We start from the raw sequence: 15,744 nt of genomic DNA on the forward strand, positions 1-15,744 counted from the left end.
GCCTGGACCTAGGTGTTGAACCTGAACAAAAGCACGTCGCCGTCCTGCACGACATACTCCTTGCCCTCGTCGCGGGCCTTGCCGGCTTCCTTGGCCGCCGTCTCGCCGCCCAGCGTGACATAGTCGTTAAAGGCGATCGTCTGGGCACGGATGAAGCCGCGCTCGAAGTCGGTATGGATGACGCCGGCGGCCTGCGGCGCCTTCGAACCCTTTTCGACCGTCCAGGCGCGTGTTTCCTTGGGGCCTGCGGTGAAGTAGGTGATGAGGTTCAGCAACTCGTAGCCGGCGCGGATGAGGCGGTCGAGGCCCGGCTCTTCGAGGCCCATCGCGTCGAGGTATTCCTTGGCTTCCTCGTCGGGAAGCTGGGCGACCTCCGACTCGATCGCGGCCGAAATGACGACTGTACGCGCGCCTTGCGTCTCGGCCATGGCCTCGACGGCCTTGGTGTGCTCGTTTCCGGTCGAGGCCTGATCTTCCGCGACATTGCAGACATACAAAACCGGCTTCGAGGTGAGCAGGTTCAGGCCTTGCAAAATAGTCAGGTCTTCGGCTGCAATGCCGGCCAGCATCATGCGTACCGGCTTTCCCTCCTGCAGCAGCGCCAGCGCCTGCTCCATGACGGGCAGGACGGTCATCGCCTCCTTCTCCTTGCCGGTGGCGCGCTTGCGGAACTGCAAGACGCGGCGCTCCAGGCTTTCGAGGTCGGAGAGCATCAGTTCCGTCTCGACAGTCTCTGCATCGGCGACCGGATCGATCCGACCTTCCACATGCGTGATGTCGTCGTTTTCGAAGCAGCGCAGCACGTGGACGATGGCGTCGACCTCGCGGATGTTGGCGAGGAACTGGTTGCCCAGGCCTTCGCCCTTCGAAGCGCCGCGCACGAGCCCGGCAATGTCCACGAAGGAGATGCGCGTCGGAATGATCTCCTTCGACTTGGCGATGGCGGCAATCTTGTGCAGCCGGCTGTCCGGCACGGCGACCTCGCCGGTGTTCGGCTCGATCGTGCAGAAGGGGTAGTTTGCAGCCTGTGCCGCGGCCGTTTTTGTCAGCGCGTTGAAAAGCGTCGATTTGCCAACGTTGGGAAGCCCAACGATGCCGCATTTGAAGCCCATGACATGATCCTATCGGGAGAACGAATTTGCACAGGGCTATGGGGAATGGCCCGGGCTGCGTCAACCCCCAAGGTCAGGTCGCCACGCTCCACAGGAACCACCAGGCGCCGCCGAGGATGGCAAGCCCCAGAAGCCCGACGAGCCCGTCCCTGGCAAGTATCGCCAGCGCGAACAGGGAGATGGCGCCGGCGATGATGGAGGCGGACATCGGAACCAGTTCCAGTGCTGGCATGAGCAGGGCCAGCGACATGCAAACCAGAGCCCACACGCGGTCGAGCGGCGGGGCGACGATGATGCTCAGGCGGCGATGGGTGAGACCATCGACGAAATGCGCCGGTTTTGACAGGACGTGCACGACCTGGTCACGTCGGCGCGCCGAGATCGTCTGCCGGAGGATCAAATCGGGTAGCCATAGCTTGGGACGTCCAATCACGATCTGCACCGCGATCAGTGCGATGGTCAGGCCGCAGATCGTGGACAGGCCGAAGATGGCACTGGCGGGAGAAAGCGCAATCAACGCCGGCACGAGCATCAGCGGAGCAAACGCCTCGTCGCCGATCCGGTCGACAATATCGGATACCGAGACGCGCGTATGGCCTTCCCCGGCCCCCTCGACGCATTCAAGGACGTCTTCGATCGACTCGGGTTCGCAGTGCTTTTCCATGATCGTTCCAGACGCATGGGGCGGCGAAAGGTTCCAACGTCAGCCGGGCGCCGACGTCGTCGTGCGCACCCGATAGCGGCTGTGCACCGCCCCATTCGAAAGCTGCCTGGCGAAGTCGAGATCAAGCCATGAGTCGCCATCGGCGAACCCGAAGGCGGGGATGCCTTGTCCAAGTATCACGGGAATGGTGGCCAGTTCGATCGTGTCCAGAAGCCCGGCTTTGAGGAACTGGCTCGCCATCTGACCGCCGCCGAAGAGCCAGATGCGCCCATCGGCGCCACGGCGCTTCAGGTCATCCAGCAAGGCACGTGGCTCCCCGTCCATCGCTGTCGTATTGTTTGGCAGGTCGTCGACTGGGCGTCGCGTCGCAATCGCGCAGGGCCATTTTCCGTAGTCCCAGCCTCCGCCGCGTCGCGCGGCTTCGTAGGAGGCGCGGCCCATGACAATGCCACTGAGGGAAGCGAGGAAGGCGTCGAAGTCGTAATCCGCATCGGCGGGGAAATCATCGAGCCAATCGAAGGTGCCGTCCGGTCTTGCGATGAACCCGTCAAGGCTCATGGCGAACATGTAGACGACATGCTGGCTGCTCATGGTGGTTCACTCCTTGTTGCCAAAGAGCTTTCTTAACATGGCGGCCATCGGACCACTGTCAGGAACCTGCACCGCGGGTCCCTTCGATGATCTCGCCTGGCGAATGTGGCTTTGCGCCTTGCGTGCCGGCTTCTCCGGCTCGGGCGCGTCCTTGCCCTTCACCGCGAGGCTCGTCTTGTTCATGAAGCCGTTGTCGTCGCCGCGAACCAGCATTTCCGCATTGTCGGCGATGGCGTCGAGCAGCGGGTCGAGCCAGTCGTGGTCGGCCTTGGCAAAGTCGCCCAGAACATGACGAGTCACCAGTTCCTTGACGCCGGGATGCCCGATGCCGATCCGGGCGCGGCGATAGTCCTTGCCGCCGCAATGCGCATCCATCGAACGGATGCCGTTGTGGCCGCCCGCGCCGCCGCCGGTCTTGATGCGAACCTTGCCGGGCGCGAGATCGAGTTCGTCGTAGAATACGATGACGTCGGCGACTGTCAGCTTGTGAAAGCGCATTGCCTCGCCGACCGACTGGCCGGAGAGGTTCATGAAGGTCTGCGGCTTGAGCAGCAGGACCTTCTCGCCGCCGAGCCTGCCTTCGGAGATCAGCCCCTGGAATTTCTTTGTCCAGGGCGAAAACGAATGGCGGCGGGCTATCGCGTCCGCCGCCATGAAGCCGACATTGTGCCGGTTGTTCTCGTATTTCGAGCCAGGGTTGCCCAGACCAACGATGAGCAGCATGTCGAGCGCTCCCCTGGCGAAGCGACTATTCCTCGTCGCCTTCGGCTTCTTCTTCGCCTTCCGCCTCGTCCTCGGCACCCTCGGACTTGAGGCTTGCGGGCGCTGCGATCGTGGCGATGGTGAAGTCGCGATCGGTGATGGTCGGCTTCACATCCTTCGGCAGTTTCACCGAGGAAATGTGGATCGAATCGCCGAGGTCGGTGCCTGCGAGATCGACTTCGATGAAGTCGGGAATCTCGTTGGCCGGCACGGTCGCCTCGATGTCGTGGCGCACGATGTTCAGCACGCCGCCGCGCTTGATCCCGACCGACTTCTCTTCATTGATGAAGTGGACCGGAATGTTCACGGTGACGACGGTGTTCTTGCTGACGCGCAGGAAGTCGACATGCATCGGGAAGTCGCGGACCGGGTCAAGCTGATAGTCCTTCGGCAGGACCTGAATCTTCTTGCCGTCCACGTCGATCGTGGCGATGGTGGTCATGAAACCGCCGCCATGGATCTTGTAGAAGACTTCCTTGTAGTTGATGGCGATGGCAAGCGGGGTCTGCTTGTCGCCGTAGATGACTGCTGGCACCATGCCGTTGCGGCGTAGTTCACGGGAGGACCCCTTACCGACCCGTTCGCGCGCCTCGGCCTTGAGCTCGTAAGACTGGCTCATGGCATTTCCTTTCGTTTCAAAACTGGAGCGTTCGGGGGAATTGACCCTCAAACGTCGAGAGCGGCCGTAGCCGCTCCCCGCCGCGTTGCCTCCAAGGGTGTCTACGCGAGTGGCGGTCCTATAGCGGAAGCGGCGCTGCGGTGCAAGACGCCGCTCATGCCGGCGCGCGCATCTCCTTCATGCCCGGCAGCAGGATCGTCAACAGCCCCAGGAACGGCAGATACGAACACACCTTGTACACCCACTCGATTCCCTGGGTGTCGGCGAGCACACCCAGAACGGCGGCCGCGATACCGCCCATGCCGAAGGCGAAGCCGAAGAAGATGCCGGCGATCATGCCGACGCGGCCGGGTACCAGTTCCTGTGCGAAGACAACGATCGCGGGAAATGCCGAAGCGAGAATGACGCCGATGATGAAGGAGAGCGCGCCGCTCCAGAAGAGATCGGCATAGGGCAGGGCCAACGTGAAGGGCAGGACACCGAGGATCGAGAACCAGATGACGGTCCTGGAACCGACCCGGTCGCCAAGCGGGCCGCCGAGGACGGTGCCCAGCGCCATCGCGCCAAGGAATACGAACAGCATCATCTGCGAGTACTGCACGCTGACGTCGAACTTCTCGATCAGGTAGAAGGTGTAATAGCTATGGATGCTGGCTGTGTAGATGTTCTTGGTGAAGACCAGCAGGGCCAGTACCACCAGCGCCAGCAGCACGCGGTTGCGCGGCAGCGTCACCACCGGCACGGCAGCGGTTCGCCCTGCATTCGCAGCCCGGTAGCGGCTGTACCAGTTGCCGACCTGCCAGAGGATGATCATGCCGACCAGAGCGATGAGCGAGAACCACGCGACGCTCGACTGGCCGCGCGGGACGACGATGAACGCCGCCAGAAGCGGCCCGATGGCGGTGCCGAAATTGCCACCTACCTGAAACAGCGACTGTGCAAGGCCGTAGCGCCCGCCGGACGCAAGACGCGCGACGCGGGAGGCTTCCGGATGGAAGACCGCGGATCCGATGCCGATCAGGGCTGCGCCTGCAAGCAGTACCGGATAGCTCGTTGCATAGGCGAGCAGCAGCAGGCCGCACATGCTCGACGCCATGCCGAACGGCAGCGATTGCGGCATCGGCCTGCGATCGGTGTAGAGACCCACCACCGGCTGCAAGAGCGATGCGGTGACCTGGAAGGTCAGCGTCAGCAGTCCGATCTGCCAGAAATCGAGGGAATAGTCCTCCTTCAGCATCGGATAGATCGCCGCGAGCAGCGACTGGAGCACGTCATTGAGCAGGTGGCAGAGCCCCGCCGCCAGGATCACCGGATATACGGTCGTCTGCACGATCGGGCGCGCCGTGCTTGTCATGTCGGTCAAGATGCGACTCCTCGGAACTTCGCCGCGATCAATACGCCGCTTGAGGTCGGCCGTCTTTCGTGGTTTGGTCGAATAACTTCGCGATTGGGCCAAGACGTGGGAGACTCTCGTGCAGCTTCACAGCCAGGGAGTGCAGGTCGGCAGTGTCGATGACATTCGCCGCCGTCTCGACCGGATCGAGGCAGCGCGGGGCGACGTCATCGCGGTGGCGAGCGATTATCCCGACGGCTTCCGTGTCAACGAGCACCGGCACAGCCGTGGACAATTGCTGCATGCCTTGTCGGGCGTGGTGATGATCTCGACCCGGGAGGGTCGATGGATGGTGCCGCCCGACCATGCGATGTGGATTCCGGCTGGCGTCGACCACGCCGTGGAGATGCTCGGGCCGGTGCGGATGCGCTCGGCCTATGTGCTGCCGGGTTCGGCCGCCGGCCTGCCTGGCGGATTGCGCGTCCTTGCCATGAGTGACCTGATGCGCGGGCTGGTGGTGGAGGCGGTCGAGTTCGCCCTGGACGCGGCCGACGCGCGCTCGACCGCGATCATGCGCCTCATACTGCTGGAGATACCGAGGCTTGAGGAACGCCCGTTGACGTTGCCGTTTCCCGCCGATCCACGGCTTGCCCGATTGTGCCGGCGGTTCGTCGAGAAGCCGTCTTCACATGCTGGGATAGACGATTGGGCAGCGCGCGCGGGCATGAGCCGCCGGAGCTTCACACGTGCGTTTCAGCGCGAGACGGGCCTCAGCCTGTCCGTCTGGCGCCGGCAGGCGACGCTGTTCGCCGCCCTTCCGCGACTTGCCGAAGGTGCATCGGTCACCAATGTGGCGCTGGATCTCGGCTATGAGAGCGCGCCGGCCTTCACGACGATGTTCCGGCGCATGCTGGGCACGCCGCCGCGCAGCTACATGCGCCGGTCTGCAGCACGCGAGCCCTTCAAAAATGGAGAGAAGGCGACTATATAGCGCTCGAAGCAAACAAGGAGTGACACCGATGATCGATGCAGGACGCGCAATCTTCGCCCGTTTCGCATCTACAGTCGCGGTGTCGCATGCCCTTTCTTTCTGTCCACGGCCTTTCGTTCCAGCTTCCTGACGGCCGCACTCTCTTTCACGATATCGATCTTTCCTTCGGACCCGAACTGACCGGCCTCGTCGGCCGAAATGGCGTTGGCAAGTCGTGCCTGCTCTCGATTCTTGCCGGGCTGGCACAGCCGACAGCCGGCGGGATCAGCGGGTCTGGCCGCGTTGCGCTGCTGCGGCAGATGGCCGACGTGTCGCCGACCGACACCGTCGCAGACCTGTTCGGCGCGGCGGCCGCCCTTGATCTTCTGGCACGCATCGAGGCGGGTCGGGCCAGCGTCGAGGAGATGGGCGAGGCGGATTGGACGCTCGACTCCCGCATCGACAAGGCATTGTCCGACGTCGGTCTGTCAGGGACCACGCCACGTCGTCTTCTGACCAGCCTGAGCGGAGGCCAGCGCACGCGCGCGGCGCTGGCGGCGCTCGGCTTCGACGAGCCCGACATTCTCCTTCTCGACGAGCCGACAAACAATCTCGATCGTGAAGGGCGGGCCATGGTGCATGGCTTCCTTGAGCGGTGGAAGGGCGGCGCGGTCGTCGTCAGCCATGATCGCGAATTGCTCAACCGGATGGACCGCATTGTCGAACTCTCGACGCTTGGCGCCCGCGTCTATGGCGGCGGCTACGATGCCTACCGGCAGCAGCGCGATGCGGAACTGGCATCCGCCGAGGCTGCGCTCGATGCCGCCGAGCGGCAGGCACGGCAGGTCGCCCGCGCCGCGCAACAGGCGCGCGAGCGACAGGAAAAGCGCGATTCGGCTGGACGTAAGGCCCGGGCAAGCAGTTCAGACCCGAAGATATTGCTCGACGCCAAACAGCAGCGGGCGGAAGCAACGGCCGCGCGCGGCAGCAGGCTCGCGTCGCGGCTCGAGGCCGATGCGCGGGACCGGATCGAACAGAGCCGCCAAGCAATCGAACGCAGGACGCCGTTCACCGCCGGCATCGGTGACAGCGACGTGCCGCGCGGCAAGCTGATGCTGGAATCACGAGGCCTCGTCATAGGGTTCAAAGCCGACGCACCGCTCAAAACCCTCGATCTGGGCATCTACGGCCCCGAACGCGTCGCGATAGTTGGCCCGAACGGCTCCGGCAAGTCGACGCTTCTCAAGACGATTGCCGGTCAATTGGCGCCGCTGGCGGGTTCGCTGCGGGTCGAGGCCAGCCTGGCCTATTTTGACCAGCATGTCGGCCTGCTGGAGGAAGACGCGTCGATCCTCGACAACTATCGCCGCATCAATCGCGGCGCGAGCGAGTTTCAGTGCCGATCCGCGCTGGCTCGTTACGCGTTTCGGGCTGACGCCGCCTTGCAGCGTGTCGGCACCTTGTCAGGCGGGGAGCGGTTGCGGGCGGGCCTGGCATGCGTTGCTGCAGGGGAGCGACCGCCTGAAATGCTGATACTCGACGAACCGACCAATCACCTCGATCTCGATTCGATCGCGGAAGTGGAAGCCGGGCTCAACGATTTCGGCGGCGCACTGCTCGTCGTCAGCCATGACGAAACGTTCCTCGAAGCCATCGGGATCGAGCGTCGCGTCCGTCTTGGCTAGTCTCAGTCGAACAGGCTGGAGACGGATTCTTCGCTGGCGGTTCGCGAGATTGCCTCGCCGATAAGGTCGGCGATCGAGACGATGCGGATGTTTTGGCCGGCTTCCACCGCCGAGGTCGGCTGGATGGAGTCGGTGATGACCAGTTCCTTGAGCTGCGAGGAGGTGATGCGGGTGACCGCGCCGCCCGACAGCACGCCATGGGTGATATAGGCCGTGACGCTGGTGGCACCGTTCGCCAGAAGCGCATCGGCCGCGTTGCACAAGGTGCCACCCGAATCGACGATGTCGTCGATCAGCAGGCAGTCCTTGCCGCGCACATCGCCGATGATGTTCATGACTTCCGATTCGCCGGGCTTCTCACGCCGCTTGTCGACGATCGCCAGCAGCGCATCGAGGCGCTTTGCCAGAGCGCGGGCGCGCACCACGCCGCCGACGTCCGGCGACACCACCACGACATTGGTGGGTTCGTAGTTGCGCTTGACGTCGCGTGCCAGGACCGGAACGGCGAACAAATTGTCGGTCGGGATGTCGAAGAAACCCTGGATCTGCCCGGCATGCAGGTCGAGCGTCAGCACGCGGTCCGCACCGGCCTGCGTAATCAGGTTGGAAACCAGCTTCGCGGAGATGGGCGTGCGGCCGGAGGCACGGCGATCCTGTCGTGCATAGCCGAAATAGGGGATGACCGCAGTGATCCGCCGTGCCGAGGAACGGCGGAAGGCGTCGATCATGATCAGCAGTTCCATCAGGTGATCATTCGCCGGATAGGATGTCGACTGGAGGATGAAGACATCCTCGCCGCGCACGTTTTCCTGGATCTCGACGAAGATTTCCTGGTCTGCGAAGCGGCGTACGCTCGCCTTTCCCAGCGGAATGTTGAGATAACGGGCAACGGCGTCGGCCAGAACCCTGTTCGAGTTGCCCGCGAAGAGCTTCATGAAATTTCCCCGGCGACGGATATGAGCGGGCTTTTAGCGGTGTAGGCTCGTATTGCAAGTGCGAACGGGTCGATTCCGCTTTCTATTCCAAAGATTCGGTTGCCGGCGTATCGATCCGGCATCTACCCTTGCCCGGAAACGAGCCATGCCGCGAGCTGGTCGACGGTCTGGTCGGCGATCGCTTCCATCGTCTGCGGCCCGACATCCGCCCAGCCGCCGGTGTTGGATGGCGACTTTGCCTGACCCTGGATTCGATGGATGCGGTTTCCCGCGCCATCCACCACGTCCCAGACATAGATGACGGTGGTCTCGCCATTGTCGGAAATCGCAGAAAAATAGCCTTTCATGACGTGGGTGGCAGACGCGTCGCCGGCGCCGACAAGGCTTATCCCCCGCGCGCTCGCCCGTGCCGCGAGGCGCGCGGCGAGCGGTTGCGAAGCTTCCGCCGTCGCGCCGATGACGGGGGCAAACTGCACCTTCGCGTCGGTGCTGATCGCCGCGACCTGCTGCGAGCCGGCAGCGGCACCGTCGGCGGAGGGAGGCGGAAACTGCGCCTGGGGCAGGGGATCCGCGGGGGAGGGGCTGAGAAGTGCCGTGGGTTCGAGCACATTGCCCGTGTTGGAGCAGGCTGACAGCACGACAGCCGCCGCCAAAAAGACGGGAGCCGTCATGGCGGGACGCATCGCCAAAAAGCGCGGCCTGGCATTCATCTTACAAGTCTCCTGCGCGGAGTGTCGGAGCGGGCAGCCGCTCCGTCCAGTCATGCACCGGGGTCATCCAGCCATAATGGAATCACTGGACGATCAAGTCGAGACCATGACGCGAAAGCGGACGCGGGTCACTCTCCGTCGTCAGATATGTGCGGCCAAGCGTCATGGCAGTCTCGTTGTCGGAATCCATGATGATCATGTGCGCGAACAGGGTCATGTCCGGCGCGATCGGCTCGGGATTTCCTGCGTAGAACATCTGCGCTTCCATCCAGGACGGCGTGAAGCGAGCGCCAACCGAATATCCGCACGCGTTGAGACGATGGCGGGTGAGCCCGTGCGCTTCCATCACCTTTGCGTGCGCATCGAAAACGTCGCCGAACGTCTTGCCCGGCACCATCACCTTTTCGACCGCCGTCAGCGCGTCCTTCGCCGCTTCGAACAGCTCCTGGTGGCGCCGCGACGCCTTGCCGGTCAGAACAGTGCGCATCATCGGCACATGGTAGTGGTTGAAGACCCCCGACCATTCGAGCGTGAGTTGGTCGTTCTTGTTGAGCTTGCGCCTTCCCGACTTGTAGCGGCACAGAAGCGCATCGGCGCCGGAGCCGATGATGAACTCGTTTGCGGGATAGTCGCCGCCGCCGGCGAAGATGGCTCCTTGCATGGCGGCCAGGATGGCGCCTTCATCACCGCCCTGCTTGATGAGCGGCAAAGCGGCTTCGAGCGCGTCGTCGGAAAGTGCGGCGGCCTTCTCGACCTTGACGATTTCGGCCGAGCTCTTGAGCAGGCGCAGCCGCGAGATGATTTCGGATGCATCCTCCGTGGTCGCAAACGTCTTCATCTCCTCGTCGAGGAGCCGGGTGTTGCGGCCGGTGAGCCCGTGGGTGTTGTATTCTACGCCGATCCGGCATCCCAGAAGGTCGAGCTCGTTGAGAAGGTTGCGCAACTCGACGGCGGGATTGGCGCCGTCGCGGTCCGTCCAGACGACGACATTTTCGAGGATCGAGGTGTGGCGGGCCTGACGCAGGTCGGCCGAACGCGTCATCAGCACCATCGAGCCGTCGGCCTTCACGACCAGACACTGGAAGAAGCAGAAGCCGAAGGTGTCGTAGCCCGTCAGCCAGTACATGCTCTCCTGGGCAAACAGCAGCATCGCGTCCAGCTTGCGCTCGGCCATCTCGATGATGAGACGATCACGTCGCGCGTCGAATTCAGTCTTGTCGAAGTGAAGCGCCATCAGCGGTCCTCCAGAGCGATCGCCGATATCTGGCGTCCATAGTCGGGTTCCCCCCGGTGCGTCGCGCGCCGGTAGGAATAGAAATCATCTTCGTCCGCATAGGTGCAGCGATCGACCATCTCCGCCGTCACTCCCGCACGATTCAGTCGCGCGACTGTATAGCGGTTCAGGTCGAACATCGCATGCCCCGCGTTCTGCGAAGGGTGAAAATAGATGTCGTTGGTGGCGTCCGTCGCGATGAATCGCTCGACGAACTCCGGGCCGACTTCGTAATTGCGCACACTGATCGATGGCCCGAGCACGGCAACGATGCGATCCCGGCGCGCGCCAAGGCCCTCCATGGCCTCGATCGTGGCCTCCAGAACGCCCGTTAGCGCGCCTTTCCAGCCCGCATGCGCGGCACCGACCACGCCGGCTTGCGCATCCGCATAAAGCACCGGCCCGCAGTCCGCCGCCAGGACGCCGAGCGCAATTCCCGGCCGATCCGTTACCATCGCGTCGGCCTTGGGACGTTCGCCCTCGAAGGGCTCGCGCACGACAAGCGCATCGGGTGAGTGGACCTGGTAAAGGGTCAGCAGGCCGGTCGGAGCGACACCCATCCAGTCAGCGATGCGGCTTCGATTTTCCGCCACGTTGGCGGCCTCGTCGCGCGAGCCGACGCCAGCGTTCAAGCCACGGTAAATCCCGGAGGATACGCCGCCGGCACGGGTAAAGAAGCCATGCTTTACCCCGTTCTCCGCGAATCGCTCCAGCCCCGGAGACCGGATCGGATCCGGCCGAACAGTTTCGAGCATATGCCGCCTTTTCCCTCATGGCCGCCCGCCTTCACGGGTGTTGCGCCTTCTTCTCGAAGCGGCCTGTTGCGCGCGGATCGTGCGGCAGCGGAGGGGCAAAAGTCAATCCGTTGCGTCGAATGGCGGCAGTGCGACCCCCTTGCGGGTTACCGCCATCACCTTGAACAGCGTCCCCATCTGGTCGGGGCCGGCGAGGCGCTCGACCTCGCTGCGCAGACGGGTCTGCACGGCGTCATCGGCATTCGCGCCAAGCGCACCGGCACGCTGGAGAAGTCCCATGCCGACGAGAAATTCGCCCTGCGTCGACAGATGCACATCGAGGCCGTGGCCGCGCGCTGTATCCGCAAGCGAGGCGAAGTCGACATGTGAGGTCAGGTCCGCCTTGCCGGGCTCGTCGAACACGCCGGCATAGTCGTGGCCACGCATGGCCTGCAGGGTGTCGCCCGTTCCGGGCTCCAGATGTCCATAATCGATGAACAGCGCGGCGCCGCCGTGGCTTGCCACACGCGCCGCGATGGCGTCCATGATCGCCGTGCGTGCGGGGGCAGCCTCGAAAATCGTTCCCAGCGGCGCTTCTTGCGCGAACGGCGGCAGCACCGCCGGGTCAAGCCCGGCCATGCCGACGGCAAAGCCCAGTTCGCCATCTTCGCCGAGCGTCACCATGCGCTCGCGCCACCCGGCCTCGGTCCGGACGAACTGGCGGACCGGCACGGCGTCGAACAATTCGTTGCCGATGATGATAAGGGGAACGGAGGGAAGGCTATCGACGTCGGTGTACCAGGTGGGCTTGGCCTTGCCCGAGGCCAGTTTAGCCCGCTGTATCTCGGCCAGCCTCGGACTGGTCTCGATCAGCGCGACACGCGACAGGATCACGAAGGCCGGGTCCAACTGATTCATAGTGCGAAGCATGTCCGCCATGAGCGTCCCGCGACCGGGCCCGATCTCCGCGAGCATCGTCGGTACCGGGCGCCCGTTGGCCTCCCATGCCGACAGGGCCCATACGGCCAGGAGTTCCCCGAACATCTGGCTGATCTCTGGCGCGGTTATGAAGTCGCCCTGCGTGCCGAACGGCTCGCGGGTTGAGTAGTAGCCAGCTTCGGGATCGAACAGGCACATCGCCATGTAGTCGGAGACCGAGATCGGCCCGCTTGACGCGATCAGTCGCCCGATCCTGTCCTTGAGGGTGTTCATCGCGCGGCGGGCGCTGCTCGCCTTGCACGCGCCATCGCCCAGACGCCGATGATCACCATCGGCGTCGAAAGCACCATGCCCATCGTCAGCCAGCCGCCGAGCAGGTAGCCCAACTGCGCGTCGGGCTCGCGGAAGAACTCGACGAAGATGCGCGATGCGCCATAGCCGGTCACCATGGCCCCGGCCACGAAGCCGGGCTGCTTCAGCTTGAGCGCCGAATGCGTCAGCAGGCGCAGCACGATGAACAGGACCAGTCCTTCGAGCAGCGCTTCATAAAGCTGGCTGGGATGTCGTGGCTCGGGCCCGCCATTGGGAAAGACGAATGACCATGGCAGGTCGGCAGGTCGGCCCCAGAGTTCGGAGTTGATGAAATTGGTCAGCCTCACGAGGCCGAATCCGACGGGCACGCCTGCGGCGATGACGTCGAACAGGCTCCAGACGCTGAAGCCCCGGCGCCTGGCGAACAGGATCATTGCCACCGTCACGCCCGTCAGCCCGCCGTGAAATGACATGCCGCCCTGCCAGACGGCGAAGATGGCTGCCGGATTGTCCAGGTAGCGCGCCAGATCGTAGAACAGGATGTATCCGATGCGCCCGCCCAGCACGACGCCGGCTGCCGCCCAGATCAGGAAATCGTCGATGTCGACGGGTGTGATCGGCGATCCGCCGGGAGCCCACAGCCGGTCATTCTCGACGAGGCGGCGTGCGTACCACCATGCGAACAGGATACCGACGACGTAGCCGAGGCCGTACCAATGGACTGCGAGGGGGCCCAGACGCAGGGCGACCGGATCGATCTGCGGAAAGGATAAGGCGGCCAGCGGCAGGAGAAATTCGGTCACGGCTGGCCTTCCATTCGCCCATTTGCGGTTCGCGACCATATGAGCGCAGGTACATGCGAGGTCAAGGCGTGCGGCGTCCGGGTCACCGCGACCTCCGCCTTGCCTTGCATTCGGCGCGGGAGGCCATTACTTCCGACTGAAGACACTCAACGAGGCAGCGCCATGTCTAACGGACCGAACCGCATTCTCGACGAATTCGCCAAGCTGATGACCGATGCCGCTGGTGCCGCGCAGGGTGTGCGGCGCGAAGTGGAGACGGCGTTTCGCGGTCAGGCCGAGCGCGTGCTGAATTCCATGGACATCGTCCAGCGCGAGGAGTTCGAGGCGGTGCGCGAAATGGCGCTGAAGGCGCGGGCCGAAAACGAGAAGCTTGCCGCTCGCATTGCCGAACTGGAAGCGCAACTGGGCGCTGCGGCCTCGCCGTCGCCGGAAACGACGTCCGCGAAGCCGCGCACGAAAAAAAATCCGTAAAGCTTCGCTTAACTTTTCCACATGGCGCGACCGTGAAAAAACGCTTGCGCGAGAGTCGCTTAGACTCCGGCCATGAATCGAGCCGGCTTGCTCTATCCACACCGCATTGGGCTGGTGCCTCAAAAAGGGGCTGTTCACGCGACTCTGCATCAATACACTGAATTTGTTGCATGATTCGGGACGTGATTTGGGGTCCTTCATGCGTCGGGTGGTGGGGCCCGGCAGAGCCTAGTATGCGTTGCTCGCCAGCCTTCCTTCCTCAGTAGCTGTTTCTCGTACCGCGTGCACCTCAACCTGGCGTGCGCGAGCGCCTCCTCTTGACCTACGGGAAGAGATTTCTTGATGGACCTGCTTGAACTGGACGTAGCGCGCGATCTTCATCCCGTGGATGTGATCGAGCACGTCGCGAACATGAATGACTGGTCGTTCGAACGCGTTGGCGACGACGAGATCGCCATCTCCGTTGCCGGCACCTGGACGGACTACCACGTCTCCTTTTCCTGGATGGAGGACTTCGAGGCGCTGCACCTCGCATGCGCCTTCGACATCAAGGTTCCTGAAAACAGGGCGCTTGAAATCATGCGGCTGCTGTCGCTGATCAACGAGCAGATGCTGTTCGGCCATTTCGACCTGTGGGAGCAGGAGGGCGCGATCATGTTCCGCCAGTCGCTGCTGCTGGCTGGTGGAGCCGAGCCGACGAGCCAGCAGGTCGAGGTGCTTCTGTCCTCGGCGCTGGAGGCATGCGAGTGCTATTTCCAGGCATTCCAGTTCGTCGTCTGGTCGGGTTCGACGGCCCGCGAGGCGCTGTCCAACGTCCTGTTTGAAACTCACGGTACCTGCTGAGCGCCTTTCATGAGTGATGACAAAGGGCTGCGGCCCGAAATCAGCTTTGCCGATTTCGACAAGGTCGACATCCGCGTCGGCACGATCGTTGCCGCCGAACCTTATCCGGAGGCACGCAAGCCGGCCTTCAAGCTGCGGGTCGATTTCGGGCCTGCGATCGGCGAGAAGAAGACCTCGGCCCAGATCACCAAGCACTACACCCCTGAAGAACTCGTGGGGCGCCAGGTCATGGCGGTGGTGAACTTCCCGCCGCGGCAGATCGGCAAGTTCATGTCAGAGGTGCTGACGCTCGGCTTTCCGGACGAGGAGGGCGAGGTGGTGCTTGCGGCCATCGACAAGACGGTACCGAACGGCGGAAAGCTTTTCTAACCGGGCAAGCCATGGGCGAGACGCCTGTGTTCAACGAAAATGATTACGTTGCCGGAAATCCCCGGCTTGTCGCCTCCGGGCTTGCGATCGTTCTGAGCGGTTGCTCCGGCGGCGGGAAATCGACCTTGCTCACCGCGCTCGCCGGGCGCGGCCATGCAGTTCATCCAGAGGCCGGGCGCCAGATCGTGCGCGAGCAAATGCACCTCGATGGGGATGGGCTGCCCTGGCGGGACGCGCTGAAGTTCGTCGAGCTTGCAGCCTCACGTGTCTTCCACCAGTTCAATACGACGCAGGTCGGCGAGCGGCCCGTCTTCTTCGACCGGTCGCTTGTCGACCTCGTATCGTTTCTCGACATGAAGGCGCTCGACGTTCCGGCCTATATGCGCCGTGCAATCGAAATCTACCGGTTCTCGCCGCGCGTCTTCCTCACCCCACCATGGCGGGAGATCTATGTCGACGAGGCGGAGCGGTCGAAATCCTTCGAGGATGCATGCCGTGAATACGATGCGCTCGTCGAGGGATACCTGGCGGCGGGATACGATCTGGTCGAGGTGCCGCGCTCCAGCCTGCCTGAACGCGTTTCGTTCATCGTCGCGCACCTTCCACGCTGAGCAATTGG

The 15,744-nt window shown here is 63.5% G+C and carries 18 protein-coding genes; 6 read left to right on the plus strand and 12 right to left on the minus strand.

The window, feature by feature from the left end:
* Window positions 1-8: 8 nt before the first annotated feature.
* From ychF to AAFN84_RS02655, 6 genes are all read right to left on the minus strand, one after another.
* On the minus strand, window positions 9-1,112 hold the full coding sequence (gene ychF / locus AAFN84_RS02630) for a redox-regulated ATPase YchF (protein WP_347512947.1): 1,104 nt from the start codon (window positions 1,110-1,112) through the stop codon (window positions 9-11).
* 73 nt (window positions 1,113-1,185) lie between these two features.
* Window positions 1,186-1,776 carry an exopolysaccharide biosynthesis protein gene (locus AAFN84_RS02635; RefSeq protein WP_347512948.1) on the minus strand — a complete coding sequence of 197 codons (591 nt, stop codon included), beginning with the start codon at window positions 1,774-1,776 and terminating at the stop codon, window positions 1,186-1,188.
* A 39-nt stretch (window positions 1,777-1,815) separates the two neighbouring features.
* Window positions 1,816-2,367, minus strand: coding sequence for a dihydrofolate reductase family protein (locus AAFN84_RS02640; RefSeq protein ID WP_347512950.1), 552 nt, complete (start codon window positions 2,365-2,367; stop codon window positions 1,816-1,818).
* A 6-nt stretch (window positions 2,368-2,373) separates the two neighbouring features.
* The gene (gene pth / locus AAFN84_RS02645; RefSeq protein WP_347512952.1) at window positions 2,374-3,090 is read right to left on the minus strand and encodes an aminoacyl-tRNA hydrolase; all 717 of its coding nucleotides are present in this window, start codon (window positions 3,088-3,090) and stop codon (window positions 2,374-2,376) included.
* A 25-nt stretch (window positions 3,091-3,115) separates the two neighbouring features.
* Window positions 3,116-3,748, minus strand: coding sequence for a 50S ribosomal protein L25/general stress protein Ctc (locus AAFN84_RS02650; protein WP_347512954.1), 633 nt, complete (start codon window positions 3,746-3,748; stop codon window positions 3,116-3,118).
* Window positions 3,749-3,902: 154 nt separating this feature from the next.
* The gene (locus tag AAFN84_RS02655; protein ID WP_347513774.1) at window positions 3,903-5,102 is read right to left on the minus strand and encodes an MFS transporter; all 1,200 of its coding nucleotides are present in this window, start codon (window positions 5,100-5,102) and stop codon (window positions 3,903-3,905) included.
* Window positions 5,103-5,265: 163 nt separating this feature from the next.
* Between AAFN84_RS02655 and AAFN84_RS02660 the strand changes: the two genes are divergently transcribed.
* Both AAFN84_RS02660 and AAFN84_RS02665 read left to right on the plus strand, forming a co-directional pair.
* A complete protein-coding gene (locus AAFN84_RS02660) occupies window positions 5,266-6,072 on the plus strand; it encodes a helix-turn-helix transcriptional regulator (protein ID WP_347513775.1) in 807 nt (268 codons plus the stop codon).
* A gap of 86 nt (window positions 6,073-6,158) precedes the next feature.
* Window positions 6,159-7,736: an ABC-F family ATP-binding cassette domain-containing protein gene (locus AAFN84_RS02665; RefSeq protein WP_347512956.1), complete on the plus strand. Its 1,578-nt coding sequence runs from the start codon at window positions 6,159-6,161 to the stop codon at window positions 7,734-7,736.
* A gap of 2 nt (window positions 7,737-7,738) precedes the next feature.
* On the opposite strand, the gene AAFN84_RS02670 is transcribed toward AAFN84_RS02665, so the two are convergent.
* The 6 genes from AAFN84_RS02670 to lgt form a co-directional block, all read right to left on the minus strand.
* A complete protein-coding gene (locus AAFN84_RS02670) occupies window positions 7,739-8,671 on the minus strand; it encodes a ribose-phosphate pyrophosphokinase (protein WP_347512958.1) in 933 nt (310 codons plus the stop codon).
* 122 nt (window positions 8,672-8,793) lie between these two features.
* The gene (locus tag AAFN84_RS02675) at window positions 8,794-9,381 is read right to left on the minus strand and encodes a hypothetical protein (RefSeq protein WP_347512960.1); all 588 of its coding nucleotides are present in this window, start codon (window positions 9,379-9,381) and stop codon (window positions 8,794-8,796) included.
* An 82-nt stretch (window positions 9,382-9,463) separates the two neighbouring features.
* Window positions 9,464-10,615 (minus strand): Xaa-Pro peptidase family protein, encoded by a 1,152-nt coding sequence (locus AAFN84_RS02680; protein ID WP_347512962.1) that lies wholly within the window; start codon window positions 10,613-10,615, stop codon window positions 9,464-9,466.
* The gene (pgeF, locus tag AAFN84_RS02685) at window positions 10,615-11,409 is read right to left on the minus strand and encodes a peptidoglycan editing factor PgeF (RefSeq protein WP_347512963.1); all 795 of its coding nucleotides are present in this window, start codon (window positions 11,407-11,409) and stop codon (window positions 10,615-10,617) included. Before pgeF ends, AAFN84_RS02680 begins: the two co-directional genes overlap by 1 nt.
* Before the next feature lie 102 nt (window positions 11,410-11,511).
* Window positions 11,512-12,600, minus strand: a complete 1,089-nt coding sequence (locus AAFN84_RS02690; RefSeq protein ID WP_347512964.1) for a class I SAM-dependent methyltransferase — start codon at window positions 12,598-12,600, stop codon at window positions 11,512-11,514.
* A complete protein-coding gene (gene lgt, locus AAFN84_RS02695; RefSeq protein ID WP_347512965.1) occupies window positions 12,597-13,442 on the minus strand; it encodes a prolipoprotein diacylglyceryl transferase in 846 nt (281 codons plus the stop codon). Before lgt ends, AAFN84_RS02690 begins: the two co-directional genes overlap by 4 nt.
* A gap of 162 nt (window positions 13,443-13,604) precedes the next feature.
* Here lgt and AAFN84_RS02700 point away from each other — a divergent pair, with 162 nt between their 5' ends.
* The 4 genes from AAFN84_RS02700 to AAFN84_RS02715 all read left to right on the plus strand — a co-directional run bounded on the left by AAFN84_RS02700 (window position 13,605) and on the right by AAFN84_RS02715 (window position 15,736).
* Window positions 13,605-13,913, plus strand: a complete 309-nt coding sequence (locus AAFN84_RS02700; RefSeq protein WP_347512966.1) for an accessory factor UbiK family protein — start codon at window positions 13,605-13,607, stop codon at window positions 13,911-13,913.
* Window positions 13,914-14,255: 342 nt separating this feature from the next.
* Complete coding sequence (locus AAFN84_RS02705) at window positions 14,256-14,756, plus strand: YbjN domain-containing protein (RefSeq protein ID WP_347512967.1); 501 nt, start codon at window positions 14,256-14,258, stop codon at window positions 14,754-14,756.
* Window positions 14,757-14,765: 9 nt separating this feature from the next.
* Window positions 14,766-15,125: a tRNA-binding protein gene (locus AAFN84_RS02710; RefSeq protein WP_347512968.1), complete on the plus strand. Its 360-nt coding sequence runs from the start codon at window positions 14,766-14,768 to the stop codon at window positions 15,123-15,125.
* A gap of 11 nt (window positions 15,126-15,136) precedes the next feature.
* A complete protein-coding gene (locus tag AAFN84_RS02715) occupies window positions 15,137-15,736 on the plus strand; it encodes an AAA family ATPase (protein ID WP_347512969.1) in 600 nt (199 codons plus the stop codon).
* Window positions 15,737-15,744 lie beyond the last annotated feature (8 nt).

This window comes from Mesorhizobium sp. CAU 1741, assembly GCF_039839275.1.
GTDB lineage: Bacteria > Pseudomonadota > Alphaproteobacteria > Rhizobiales > Rhizobiaceae > Aerobium.